Origin of the sequence: Roseivirga sp. (assembly GCF_965216855.1) — a bacterium.
Taxonomy (GTDB): Bacteria; Bacteroidota; Bacteroidia; order Cytophagales; family Cyclobacteriaceae; genus Roseivirga.
Genome location: NZ_OZ244204.1, coordinates 2,747,247 through 2,760,589 on the forward strand (window position 1 = coordinate 2,747,247; position 13,343 = coordinate 2,760,589).

12 protein-coding genes and 1 riboswitch are annotated in these 13,343 nt (G+C 42.9%); of the genes, 9 read left to right on the top strand and 3 right to left on the bottom strand.

Annotated features, from left to right (window positions below; all coding sequences use genetic code 11):
* Positions 1-3: 3 nt before the first annotated feature.
* The 3 genes from ACOOEY_RS12140 (at position 4) to ACOOEY_RS12150 (ending at position 1,877) form a co-directional block, all read left to right on the top strand.
* Positions 4-501: a hypothetical protein gene (locus tag ACOOEY_RS12140; RefSeq protein WP_420384983.1), complete on the top strand. Its 498-nt coding sequence runs from the start codon at positions 4-6 to the stop codon at positions 499-501.
* Between the two features lie 204 nt (positions 502-705).
* Entirely contained in the window at positions 706-972 is a 267-nt protein-coding gene (locus ACOOEY_RS12145; RefSeq protein ID WP_420384984.1) for a hypothetical protein, read from the top strand.
* Between the two features lie 41 nt (positions 973-1,013).
* On the top strand, positions 1,014-1,877 hold the full coding sequence (locus ACOOEY_RS12150; RefSeq protein WP_420384985.1) for an NUDIX domain-containing protein: 864 nt from the start codon (positions 1,014-1,016) through the stop codon (positions 1,875-1,877).
* Here the strand turns inward: ACOOEY_RS12150 and ACOOEY_RS12155 are convergent.
* Complete coding sequence (locus ACOOEY_RS12155; RefSeq protein WP_420384986.1) at positions 1,874-2,518, bottom strand: FKBP-type peptidyl-prolyl cis-trans isomerase; 645 nt, start codon at positions 2,516-2,518, stop codon at positions 1,874-1,876. The two genes, ACOOEY_RS12150 and ACOOEY_RS12155, sit on opposite strands and share 4 nt — an antisense overlap.
* Positions 2,519-2,543: 25 nt before the next feature.
* Positions 2,544-2,743, top strand: a riboswitch (cobalamin riboswitch).
* Between the two features lie 27 nt (positions 2,744-2,770).
* Here ACOOEY_RS12155 and ACOOEY_RS12160 point away from each other — a divergent pair.
* The 6 genes from ACOOEY_RS12160 (at position 2,771) to ACOOEY_RS12185 (ending at position 10,158) form a co-directional block, all read left to right on the top strand.
* The gene (locus ACOOEY_RS12160) at positions 2,771-3,964 is read left to right on the top strand and encodes an ABC transporter substrate-binding protein (protein WP_420384987.1); all 1,194 of its coding nucleotides are present in this window, start codon (positions 2,771-2,773) and stop codon (positions 3,962-3,964) included.
* A 1-nt stretch (position 3,965) separates the two neighbouring features.
* Positions 3,966-5,045 carry a FecCD family ABC transporter permease gene (locus ACOOEY_RS12165; RefSeq protein WP_420384988.1) on the top strand — a complete coding sequence of 360 codons (1,080 nt, stop codon included), beginning with the start codon at positions 3,966-3,968 and terminating at the stop codon, positions 5,043-5,045.
* Positions 5,042-6,067, top strand: coding sequence for an ABC transporter ATP-binding protein (locus ACOOEY_RS12170; protein ID WP_420384989.1), 1,026 nt, complete (start codon positions 5,042-5,044; stop codon positions 6,065-6,067). The genes ACOOEY_RS12165 and ACOOEY_RS12170 overlap by 4 nt, the downstream gene beginning before the upstream one ends.
* Positions 6,048-7,904 (top strand): TonB-dependent receptor plug domain-containing protein, encoded by a 1,857-nt coding sequence (locus tag ACOOEY_RS12175; RefSeq protein ID WP_420384990.1) that lies wholly within the window; start codon positions 6,048-6,050, stop codon positions 7,902-7,904. The genes ACOOEY_RS12170 and ACOOEY_RS12175 overlap by 20 nt, the downstream gene beginning before the upstream one ends.
* Before the next feature lie 94 nt (positions 7,905-7,998).
* Positions 7,999-8,769, top strand: a complete 771-nt coding sequence (locus ACOOEY_RS12180) for a DUF547 domain-containing protein (RefSeq protein ID WP_420384991.1) — start codon at positions 7,999-8,001, stop codon at positions 8,767-8,769.
* A 108-nt stretch (positions 8,770-8,877) separates the two neighbouring features.
* A complete protein-coding gene (locus tag ACOOEY_RS12185; protein WP_420384992.1) occupies positions 8,878-10,158 on the top strand; it encodes a serine hydrolase domain-containing protein in 1,281 nt (426 codons plus the stop codon).
* A 66-nt stretch (positions 10,159-10,224) separates the two neighbouring features.
* On the opposite strand, the gene ACOOEY_RS12190 is transcribed toward ACOOEY_RS12185, so the two are convergent.
* Positions 10,225-10,617 (bottom strand): hypothetical protein, encoded by a 393-nt coding sequence (locus tag ACOOEY_RS12190; protein ID WP_420384993.1) that lies wholly within the window; start codon positions 10,615-10,617, stop codon positions 10,225-10,227.
* A gap of 175 nt (positions 10,618-10,792) precedes the next feature.
* On the bottom strand, positions 10,793-13,195 hold the full coding sequence (locus ACOOEY_RS12195) for an ABC transporter permease (RefSeq protein WP_420384994.1): 2,403 nt from the start codon (positions 13,193-13,195) through the stop codon (positions 10,793-10,795).
* Positions 13,196-13,343: the final 148 nt, after the last annotated feature.

Genomic DNA, 13,343 nt, shown 5'->3' on the forward strand with positions numbered 1-13,343 from the left:
AAGATGAAGATCAGGTACTCCAATCTATTTTTTAGATATAGCTTTGACGGCACCCTCTTTAAATATGAGGCCAGGTCACTTTTAAAACTCTATGCCCGTTTGATGGGAGGGTCCTACTATATAGAGGTACCTGTCAACGCCATTTTATATGGTAGTCAGCGGAGAGGCTTTCCATTTTCTTCATTGAAGTTGTTGATTTTCTATAATAACTGGGGTCACGATAAACTCAGGGCATCAAGGGTAAGAAAGATTCCCTGGCTGCCAAAGGACATGATTGAGCTGATACTGGAAGCTGTGGCAGGTAATATTCAAAGTAATCTTTTGGGTAAAAATGTAATGCTGATGCATGTGCCGTTGTCAGAAGTAGACTTTTTCTATAGAAAAATTTTTTCAAGGGAGTTGAGTAAAGCAGATGTTGATGAATCACTGGTCCGTGTTTTCACCCGCTTTACCAGCCCTAAAGTTAATGGTTGCACACCATGGTTATCAGCAGAAGGCTGATAACTTCCGAGCCCCGCTTTTTAAGATGCGATTGGAAAAAGTAAGAAACCGCTGCCACGGTATCTTTTTAAGATCAATCAAAAAGGCGGGTAATTGTTGAGAAGTCTGGCGGTGCGATGCATCGCCAGATACTAATTCTCGCTGTGATTGTTTAAACTTGCCTCACAAATGATCAATCAGTCAGCACCTAAGCTTTAATTTAATATGTTCGATAGCAGAGAATATCCTAAATCCCTTGATGAAGAACTTTTTGAAAAGTGGCTGGAAGAGGGTAGAGAGAGTAAAATGCGCTATGAATATATGCTGGTAGTCTGGGATGACCTGGAAGCTGATTATCACGCTGAATATGTGGAAAACAGAAAGCAGATTGGCAAATACCCTTTTTGGGGAAGCCACGGAGGTCATAGCACAACCATTGCTGTTTATGACTTATATTCTGAAGCCAGAATAAATATCACTGAAGTGGACTGAATTCATATACAGTTCACATTAAATCCATTACTTGTCAGTTCATGAAAGAGCGTATTCCCAGAGCAGAGTTTAGTGGACTGATCGACCATCCAGGGTCGGGTGCTGTACTTGGTACTAAGGACCAGAGAGTTTTGCTGGTAAGATTGCAGCGCCATGATTTTCCATTCGAGACCTACGAAATTCCGGGAGGTGTTTGTGAGCCCAATGAGACTCATGAGCAGGCAGCGCATCGGGAGTTCCTGGAAGAAACAGGTTATGCAATCGGCTATGCCCATCATTTACTTACCCTAAGTCCTTCAGTAGGTTATTCCAATGAATATATCTCTGTTTTCATGGCAGAGGTTTTGGACAAGCAGGGAGCACCTGAACATGACTGTTTCTGGTTCGATAAAGCAGAAATCAGGCATTTAATTGATACAGGCCAGATCATTGATGCTCAGAGCCTGGCTGCCCTCAGTATTTGGCTGGGGCATGAAAAAAACCTATCCCCTCCTCACGTACTCTTTCTTTGTACAGGCAACTACTATAGAAGCAGATTTTGTGAAATCTATTTCAATCATCTGACAACAGGTCTTGGTTTGAAGGCCGATTCCAAAGGTCTTTTGGCTTACAGAAAGATCAATGAAGGCATGCTCTCTGTTCATACTCAATCATACCTGCATCAAATCAATCTGAGCCCGGGTAAGATGAAGTTCCCGGAACAAATAGAACACAGACATTTTAGTTCAGGAGTAAGAATCATTGCAATGGATGAGGTAGAGCATCGCCCAATGATGGAGCAGTTTTTCCCGGAGTTTTCAGATCGTATTGAATATTGGCAGGTTCATGATATTGATTTCACCGAGCCAGCCGATGCTTTACCGGTTTTAAAAGAAAGAGTTGAAAAGCTTCTGAAGGAATTTTAGCGAATATCCAATACCAATACGTGAAAGTAGATGTTGGCATAACCCGGAATTCCAGGAGCACCATCTTTTCCATAAGCCAGATCATAAGGTACTTTGATATACCCATTATCTCCTTTTTCAAAGAAGCGAAGGCCACGAAGAAAGCCATCTACCAGATTCTTTGAATTGAACTGAACCAATAATGGGCTTTTGGTTCGGAATGAATTATCCAGTTCCTTTCCATTCTCCAAATAAGTAGCATAATGGATGACGATACCATTGTAATCAGTACGTTGCTGAAGCTCATTGGCTCCCTTGAGTTTATGGAAAAAGATGCCATCCTGGCCAATCCAATTGGTTTCATTGAATAGCTTTTCCCGAAACCCTTCCAGTACTTCTTCCGGTTTCTCGTCTCTGATCAACTCGCCCTGTTCGTTCCATTCTCTAAGCCGGATGACAGCTCCCAGGTCATTGTATTTTTCCTCTTTTTGCAGCTCACCGTTTTCGTACCAGTATTTGTGAGTGCCGGTTTTTAAATTGTTTTCTGTCCGGCCCTGATACTTCTTCTGTCCGTTAGGATATTTCTCTACTACACGCTGAGCCATGGAATCAACTGAGGCGGTGAACAGAAAGACCAAAATGAGTATTCGGAAAAAAGTCATTTCCAAATCTAAAATTTATTTCTCTACCTTTGTAGCAAACAGGGGTTTCATGCCAGGGTTGCTGGTATGGATTAAAAGGGAATCAGGTGAAAGTCCTGAACAGTCCCAGCTGCTGTAATCCCATTCAAGGGTTTTGTTGAAATGCCACTGTCCTGAATATGCAGGATGGGAAGGCCAACGAAAACCGGGAGAGTCAGAAGACCTGCCTTTGTCATTGTTCACTAAAACGCTTTCTGAGGAAAAGCCAATAGTATGAAAAGACTGACAAAAAAAATTACGCGCAGTGGAGCGCAATGCCTCCTTCTGTGTTTTCTTCTCGCTGCCTTGGTTGGCAGCTGTTCTTCTGGAAGCTCCACTGACAAAGCCGGGACGCTTGACTTACAGCAAGATCATTTTCCCCATAAAGTAGCCATACAACATGCCATTGGTTTTGATATCGAGTATCATAACTACTGGAAGGAGTTACGACTCTTCAGGCATTATAATGACCTGGTTGACACGGTACGCTTTGCTCTGGTCCTGAAAGGGGCACCACAGCCTGATGGTTATTCAGCCATCAGAACAATTGAAATACCCTCAACCAGTTTGGCAACTACTTCAACTACTCATTTGGGCATGTTCGAAATGTTGCAGGCCCTTCCTCAACTCAAGGCGGTTCAGTCCAAAAGCTATGTATCCAGCGATACCATTCGCCAATTGATTGATCAGGGAAAAATCAGTGAGATGGCGAAAGCAGGGATGATGAACGTGGAAGAGGTGATTGCTTCAGGCATCAATGTTTTGTTGGGCGTGGGGTATCCCAATTCGCAGAACGATAATTATCAGATGCTGGAAAATGCCGGAATACCCGTTCTTCTCAATGCAGACTGGCAGGAGCGATCCTTGTTAGGAAGAGCCGAATGGGTCAAGATGCTGGCGGCACTTTTGAATAAGGAGCAGTTGGTGAATGAAGAGTTTGCCAGAATAGAAAGCTCCTACAATGAGGTACTTGGAAAGCTAGAGGAGGTGGAAGAAGCTCCATTGACCATAACCGGCCTTGCTGAGGGCGATGCATGGTACGTAGCAGGAGGTAAAAGTTTTGCCCATCAACTACTGAAGCTCGCCAATGTAGACTACCCCTGGTCAGATAATGAATCAACAGGCAGCCTTAGGCTTGACTTCGAAACTGTATATGAATACGGTCTTGAAGCTGAATATTGGATGGTACCCAGCACTGCCACAACAATGGATGAAATTCTGGCTGCGGATAGTCGCTATGCCGATTTCAAATCATACAAGAACCAACATATCTATAACATATATGGTCGCTACACACCCGGTGGAGGCAATGATTTCTATGAATCGGCTGTAGTTAATCCTGATGTGGTTCTGAAGGATATCATTAAGATATTCCATCCCGATTTATTTCCAGAGCACGAGTTGGTCTACTATAACCGCTTACGATAAGTTGAGTCAAAGCAACCACCATATTGAACTTGGAGGCAGACTCTTCAAGCCCTATGCAATACCCGCATTGGTTGTAGGTGTTGTGCTATTGATGATTCTCGACCTCAGCCTTGGCTCTGTGAGAATACCTTTCGATCAGGTATTCAACATCATGACAGGAGGCTCAGTTGAAAACCCTGCCTGGCAATCTATTATTCTTAAAATCAGACTGCCAAGGACCATCACAGCAATTCTGGCAGGAGCTGCCTTATCTATTGGTGGCCTTCAAATGCAAACCCTTTTCAGAAATCCGCTGGCCGGACCATCTGTTTTGGGTATCACAGCAGGCGCCAGCCTTGGTGTAGCCGCAGTAATGCTGGCGGCAGGGTCAGCCACCACCATTTTCAGTATTCAGCAATTAGGCATTGGTGGAAGCTGGTTGATTATACTCTCATCTACTCTGGGGGCGGGTCTCGTGCTGTTCTTAATTCTGCTTATCTCATTTAAGATCAGAGATAATGTGGTGATGCTCATTGTTGGAATTATGGTGGCCAATATCACCATAGCTGTGGTGAGTATCTGGCAGTACTTCAGCGATCCGGAACAGATTCAGGAATATATTCTCTGGACCTTCGGTAGCCTTGGTGGAGTCACCAATGAACAGCTCAGCATATTGGCCATTATTGTCGGTGTTGGTGTTTTGCTCAGCTTCTTTTTATCAAAGACACTCAATGCTCTGCTGTTAGGCGAGTCCTATGCCCAGAGTATGGGGTTGAATATTAAATGGGCCAGAATCTATGTCATTGCAGTAACCAGCCTGTTAGCAGGCGCTATTACCGGCTTCTGTGGGCCAATCGGTTTTGTGGGAATTGCAGTTCCACACTTAACCAGAAGTTTTTTAAATACCTCAGACCACCGAATCCTGATTCCCTCATGTATTCTGGTAGGGGCTATGCTGATGTTGGTTTGCGATATCATCGCTCAGGTACCTGGTACATCCACCGTATTGCCGGTCAACGCTATTACAGCTATGATAGGCTCCCCTATAGTTATCTGGATTATTGTTCGAAGAAGAAACCTTAAATCCTCATTTGGCTCATGAGTTTATCTCAAACCATATTGAGCCTGTCCGGCTTGAGTGTCGGTTATACATCCAAGAAGGAAGTCAAAACAGTTCTTTCAGGAGTTAAACTGAATTTGGAAAAAGGGCAATTGGCCAGCCTTTTAGGAGCGAATGGCTCAGGAAAGTCTACACTCATCAGAACAATTGCCGGGGTTCAAAAACCACTGGAAGGTACAATATCTATAGCAGGAAAGAGTCTTGAACAGTATAGTCCAAATGAAGTAGCCAGGTTAATGAGCCTGGTGTTAGCTCAGGCCGGAGCCATTGGTAATTTAACCGTCTACGCGCTCGTTTCATTGGGTCGTTTCCCATACACCAGCTGGATGGGAGGGCTTACCTCTAAAGACAAAGAAGTGATTTTCGATGCCCTGGAGGCGGTGGGTATTGTAGATATTGCGAATCGGCATATCGATCAGTTGAGTGATGGACAAAGACAGAAAGTGATGATTGCCCGGGCATTGGCTCAGGATACAGAGCTGATCCTTCTCGATGAGCCAACAGCTCATCTCGATTTTCCGAATAAGCTGGAGGTGATGCATCTGCTGCGTGACCTGGCTTTCAAAAAGAACAAAGCTATACTCATCAGTTCACATGACCTTGACTCTGCACTGTCTCTCTCAGATCAACTCTGGTTGATTGACAGGGAGAAACAAGTTCATGCCGGAGTGCCTGAAGATTTAGTGCTATCCGGCCACCTGGAAAATGCCTTTGCCCAGGATCAGTTCTCCTTCGATTATGAAAGGGCACGGTTTAGAAAGAAGGCCCTGCCATCGAAAGATAAAGTATGGGTCGAAGGACCATCTATGATCACACAATGGCTCAGGTCGGCACTGGAGCGAAATGGCCATGAAGTTTCCGATAGCAAGAACTCAAAATATCATATCAGGGCTGTTGAGGAGCAGTCCGGATATGCTTTCTATTTCAACAAGTCAGAAAGCGTACTCAAATCAATTGAACAACTACTTATTCAACTTAAACAACATGAAGAGATTAACACTTAGTCTTTGTCTATTACTCGCAGGACTTCAACTTTTTGCTCAAAAAACAGATACTACCGACATCGGAGAGTATGTGATTACTGACACACGTTTCCTGACACCGATTGAGAAATCAGGGAAGATGGTGTACAAAATTAATCAGGAGGCCATTAAGAACTCAGCCGGCCGAAGCGTAGCTGACCTGATCAATGATATTCCTGCCATCCAGACCGATGGTAACTTTTCAACTCCAGGAACCAATCTGGAATACTATGTAAGAGGATCAAGAAGCCGCTATACCCTGGTGCTGATAGATGGAGTGCCTATGAACGACCCCACCGGTATTAATCTCTTTTATGACCTCAGATATCTGCCTATCAATCAGGTTGAATCTATCGAAGTGGTTAAAGGAGGTCTTAGTGCTCTTTATGGAAGTAATGCTGCAGCCGGAGTGATTAATATTAAACTGAAAGACAATGCCAGTCGACCGGTTGCCGGAAGCATTGGAGTGAATGGCGGTTCGTTTGGTGCCCTCGGCCTCAATGGAAATGTCAATGGGACAAGTGGCGCTTGGAATTATGGACTAAGCATCAACCGACAGACTTTCGATGGTTTCTCTGCTGCACAGGAAACTGATCCTGCAGCAGACTTTGATAAGGACGGATTTGAGAAGAACAACCTGCTTTTTAAAGGTGGTTACAAGTTCAATCAGCAATGGAAACTGGATGTATTGACCGCATACGATGAGTTCACGGCTGACCTGGACGCGTTTGCCTTCACTGATGATCCTGATGCATATTCAGATTACCAACAATTGAGAGTTGGGTTGAAGCCCGAATTCAATCATGCCTATGGCCGTTCAGTACTGAATGTTCAACTCATTGCCAATGAAAGAGATTTCAGAACGGCCTTCCCAAATACCTATGAGGGCAAGAATGTACAGGTCGATCAGTCGAACAGCATTGAGCTTTCCAAATACATCAAAGCCATGTTTGGCTGGAACCTGCAATACCTGGAAGATCAGACAGAAGGCCAGGAGGCTGACTTCACCATTTTTGATCCATATGCCTCATTACTTTTTGAGAGCGAAGAAGGGCTGAATCTTCATGTTGGTGTTCGATTGAATACGCACAGCGACTATGACAATAAGCTATTGGCTACGGTTAACCCTTCATGGTTAATTGAATTGAATGATGTTTTGAAAGTTAAACCATTTGCTTCCCTTTCAACAGCTTATAATACACCATCACTCTACCAGCTGAATAACCAGTTTTATGGTAATTCAGAGCTGAACCCGGAAGAGACTTTAAACATTGAGTTCGGTACTTCTTTCTATGCCAATGATAAGCTGACCCTAAATGCAGCTTTCTTCAGAAGAAATGAAGACAGTGCCATCGACTTCAGGTCATTCTTCGATAATAATGGCAACTTCGTTGGAGGAGAATACTTTAATCTTGATGGAAGGAGAGAGGTACAAGGACTGGAGTCAGACCTTACCTGGAAATTCAATGAGAAGTTCACCCTGACAGGTAATTATTCTAAACTCGCTACCAATAATGACGCTTCATTTGCCAGGATTCCAAAAGAAAAGTGGGGACTGGCTGTAGGCTATAGCCTTGATCAGACTACACATGTTCAGGTGGCATATCAGTACACGGGTGAAAGAAGATCATCACCGTTTTCCGATGTTTTTCTCAACGATTACAGGCTGGTTAACTTCACTGCCAGAAAGGAATTACTGAATCAAAAAATTAGTGTGTTTGGTGCAGTTAATAACCTGTTCGATGAAGACTTTATTGGAGTAGAGGGCTATACAACCATGGGCCGAAATTTCAATATCGGACTGGAGGTGCAATTCTAACTTGTCTCATAAATGACTTGAGAAAGAGGTTGTTAGTAATCTATGACAACCTCTTTTTTCGTTTATTGGTTAAGTATTTAATTCAATACGAGCTATGAGAACAAAAAACATATATATACTCTCCCTGATGGTGCTTCTAATGTCATGCACTGGCAATCAAAGTACTTTTGCAGGAGTGGGAGAAGGACAGCCAGATCATTCTTTATGGACTGCACTGCTTCAAAGACACGTGGATGAACGTGGTTTTGTAGACTACAAAGGCATGATCGAAGACAAGGTTAAACTCAATGAATACACAACAGACCTTTCAGACAATCCCCCGCAAGATAGCTGGTCCGAAAATGAAAGGCTGGCCTATTGGATCAATGCCTACAATGCTTTCACCGTGAAACTCATTGTTGAGAATTATCCACTGGAAAGTATCAAAGATTTAAATCCAACCATAGCCATTCCGACCGTAAGTACTGTCTGGACTAAAAAGTGGTTTCAGATCGGTGGAGAAGATTTCAGCCTCGACCGGATTGAGCATAAGATTCTCAGACGGGAATTTGAAGAACCGCGAATTCATTTTGCAGTGAATTGTGCCTCTTTTTCCTGCCCTCCTCTAAGAAATGAAGCCTTTGTGGCCGACAAAGTAGACAGGCAGTTAGATGAACAAGCCAGAGTCTTTATCAATGACCCCGTTCGAAACAAAATAGCTCCCGACCAAGTTGAAATTTCACAGATATTCAGTTGGTTCAAAGGAGATTTCACTGAAAATCAGTCGCTTATTGAATTTTTGAATAAGTATTCAAAAGTTAAAATTAATCCAAAGGCAGACGTAGATCATATGGATTATGACTGGGCTTTAAATGATACTAACTAAGCTAAAATTTGCGTGATATATTGTTTAATAAAGACCGTTAGCTATAGCGGTCTTTTTTCATTATTTAATTTCTTATAATTGTAGCTTTCGAAAAGGTCGAAACTCACTATGCGATTAAGAAACTGGCTGATTTCAGCACTCTTTTTAACGGTTTTTCTGCTCTTTACATCCTTCTCAGAAGATGTGCCTTCTGAAGAAATAGTTGAGAAACCGATGCCACATGAAGGCGTTCTGCTAACCAATAAATATTCTGATTTACCTGCCCTTAAACCTTTAGACTCTATGGTCAACAGAGTCATGAGAAGTTTGAGGCTTGAAGGAGCTACAGTAGCCCTGGTTAAGAATGAGAAACTGGTCTATGCCAAAGGCTTTGGCTATGCAGATAAGGAAAACAAGGTAGCCGTAGAACCATTCCATCGGTTTAGAATAGGTTCAGTATCCAAACTCATCACTGCTATTGCTGTGCTCAAGCTGGTAGATGAGGGTAAAATAAGCCTCGATGACTATGTTTTTGGAGAAAAGGGACTGCTGAAAGGCAAGCCTTATGATAAGGTCTCGAACAGAAATGTTTACCAGATTAAAGTTAAACACCTACTGAATCATACTGGGGGATGGAGTTTGATTACCTACGGAGATCCCATGTTCATCCCGCATAAAATTCACAAAATGGATAAGGTGAGCTATCCTATCGATTTTGATGATGTGGTGAAGTTTGTCCTAACCAGGCATCTGCCTTACCGTCCCGGTACCCGTTTCGACTACTCTAATTTTGGTTATTGCCTACTCGGAAGAGTGATAGAAGAGGTAACAGGAGATGATTATGAAGAATGGGTGGTAGACCATATTCTGGAGCCCAATGGAATTGAGCACATGGCTATTGCCGGCAATTTTGAAAAAGATCGACTCAGGAATGAGGTAAAGTACTATGATTATAGTGTAGACAATCAACAGCTTTCTTTTACGGGTTCAGGTAAGATGGTTTACAAGCCTTATGGAGCAGATGATATTGAAATGCTGGGACCAGCTGGTGGTTGGGTCGCCAATTCAATTGACCTCATGAGAGTGCTGGTGCTGGTCGATGGTTATTCCAGGAGACATAAAGATATCCTGAGTTCAGATCTCATTAACAAAATGGTTAATGGAGTAGGAGGGATCAACAGGCCTTTGGGTTGGAGAAGTGTCAGGGGAGAGCATTGGTGGAGAACCGGAACATTGAGTGGAACCTCGGCACTTCTGACTCGAGATGAGGATGGTTATTCCTGGGTGATCGTTTCCAATACAACCCCCCGAAGAGGGAGTTTTCCAGGTACCAGTCGCTGGGCAATCAGAGAAGGTATCAAACAAGTCAGAAGCTGGCCCTCGCACGACTTGTTTGAAGTATCAGAATAAAGAAAGCCGATTCCGACAAATCGGAACCGGCTTCAACCAAAATTAACCCTAACTAAAACTGTAATATTATTTCGCGATACGGTAGTATTTTTTGCTTCCGAAGCTTGTCAGATAATCTGCCTGATTAGCCAGCTCTCTAAGTTCATCGTTGGTAGCTGGGTTACCAGAAGCAAGTAGCTTGCCTTCATTATCGAAGACTTTTACACTTTCTACTTCCTCGGCTTCCAATTCATCCATGATGATTTCTTCCAGACCTTGCTCTTCTTTGTCCATCAGGAAAGCTTCGATTTCGGCAATTGTATTGGCCTCCATTACAGAAACTTCTCTTGAAGTATTAACAGGCTTGTTAGCACTGGCTTCGAAAAGCGTTACCATGGCTAATAACATAGCCATTACCGTACTGATGTTTTTGATCCTTTTTCTTGAGTTGTTTTGAGTTTTGACCTTTGAGCTATTCATGACCGTATTTTTAATCGTTGTTGTTTTCTGTTTTTGTTGTGCCATATAATAGTCAATGGCTGTGCCAATACTTATAACTTATTGAATATCAGATAAATAAAATTGAGTGAACGATTATGAACGAAAAAAGGTGTACTAAAAACGTACACCCTTTGATTGATATTAGTACACTTTGCTATTCATATCTCAGCGACTTGACCGGATCGACACTCGCTGCTTTGAAGGTTCTGTAGGAGATAGAGCCGAGCGCAATTACTCCTGTAATCAGAAAGGCCAGCAGGTAGATGTAAATGCCAATGTCTGTTCTGTAGGCAAATGACTTCAACCAGAATTCGGCTCCCATAAAGCCTAATGGTGCGGCAAGAACTGTGGCTAGCAGTATAAATAGCACATACTTCTTGGAAAGCAGGAACATCAGGCTGTTGGTGTTGGCTCCAATAACCTTTCTGATTCCCAACTCTTTGGTTTTCTGCTGAACGATGTAGGAGATGAGGCTGTAGAGACCAAGGCTACCGATAGACAAAGCCAGAATGGCCACAAAGTTGACAAACTTGTAAATCAGTCGGTCCAGTTCATAATTAGTGGCTAACTCATCTGTATAGGTTTGGTAGAAGGGAGTGTAGTCACTATTATACTCAGTGGATACTTTTTCGAAATGAGCCATAGCCTCATTGAAATACCCCTGCTTATGCTTTAGAAAACCCTGATTGTACCCTTCATAATCTCCTTCAAAGATCGAAGGTCTGATCTCAGAAGTAAGGGCTCCGGTATGGAAGTCTTTTAACACACCTATGATAAGTCCCGTTGAGCCGTTGACGAAAAGCCTTTGTCCCAGGGCACTCTCGGGATCTTTAATCCCCAGTTTTTCTACCATAAGCTCGTTGACTATTACCTTCTGGGTAGTGTCATAGTAGTTCGATTGTGTGAACCAATTACCTGCTACCATTTCAAGGTTGAACATTTCCAGATAGTCGATATCCACATGTTTATAGTCTGAGTTGATGGCCGCCTTTTCTCCTATCTCAGGAGTATAAACCATGGTATTCCAGGCAAAGTTAGCATTGGGTCCACCGGTGCCATAAGATACTTCTTCTATGTATGGACTCTCAGTCAACAGAGACTTGACCGTATTCAGTTGAGTTTCATCTACCATATACCTGGACTTCATGAAATCGCTGAATGCGACAATGTTTTCAGTTGAATAACCAAGATCCTTGGTTTCTATATATCTGAATTGCGCATTGAAAACCAGTAATACAATCACCAATACCTGAGCGAAAACAAACTGTATAATCAATAGTGAGTTTCTTACATTGGCTTTGCTTCCCTTAACCTGATTGAACTTACCCCTAAGTACCTGAAGAGGGTTGAGCGCCATCAACATTCCTGTTGGATACATACCCGCTGCAACCAGAATCACTATAGAAAGCCCAATGGCAAATGCCACAGAGAACCATTCAACCCTCAGGTCAATAGATACCTGGGTAATCATAATGTTGACCTGATATAGTAATACCTCCGCCAACCAGATGGACAGAAAGGCAGCAATGAATACCTGTATGCCCAACTCCATAAAGTTTTGAAGTGCCAATTCCTTTTTTCTGCTACCCAGAATCTTTCTGAGTCCGATTTCACGGCTTTTCTTCAGTGCTTGTGCCGTAGTCAGGTTCACAAAGTTGATAATGGATGTGATCAGGATGACGAATGCGATAGCACTGAGGATATAAATCGAGTCTCCCGGAATGGTATAATTAACTCCATTTCCATAGCGATCATCAGTATGAATTTCCTTTAATGGTCCCAGTTCAAAGAAAAGGACTTCGGCAGATTCGGCTCCCAGGTTTTTTTCAATGATCTCATCGAATTGATTAGCCAGAGACTCAGGATTAACATTTTCCGGAAGCATTACCCAGGTAGTGCCTATGCTCATGGCTCCCCAGTTATCCCGTACATAGAATTCTTCAATCTGCTTCATCATTTCTACATTGGCCAGGATTTGATAAGGCATATTGGTGTTTTTTCTGGCGTCTTTAACAATGCCCCTCACTGTGCCGTGGTCGCGGTGCATAAAGTCTACCGTTTTACCCATGGGGTTTTCGTCTCCAAAAAACTTCCTGGCTATAGACTCAGATAGTACCACTGCCTTGGGGTCTTTAAAGGCTTCTTCTGCATTGCCCATTACCCATTCCTGATCGAACATTTCGAAGTAACCCTGATCCACAAATAGGATTTCATCCTGTCTGAATTTCTGCTCCTCTATAAAAACATTGAGCATCATTGGACCAATGGTTCTGGAGACTGCTTCAATTTGTGGATAGTCTGCACGAAGGGCCTTGTGCAAAGGTTCAGGTGTCTGACTACCATAGCTAATACCCCACTCCCTTTGTTCATGAAAGTTGACCCGATAAACGCGATCTGCATTTTCATGGAAATAGTCGAAAGAGTATTGGTATTGAATGATGGTATAGATGACAATACTGATGGTCATACCAATAGTCAGACTCAGAACATTGATGCCGGTATTCAAACCGTTCCTCCTGATATGTCTGATGGATGTTTTAAATAGACTCTTTAACATAGTGTTGCTTGTTTTGTCAGACCTATGCCAAAGTATATGCCTGGTTCCGTAAGTACTTGTTTATGAATAGGTTGAATTTTGATAAATAACCTCATTAAGACAGAGATGTTTCGGCCTGAAACAGCAGAGTGTTCCAAAGAGGAACACT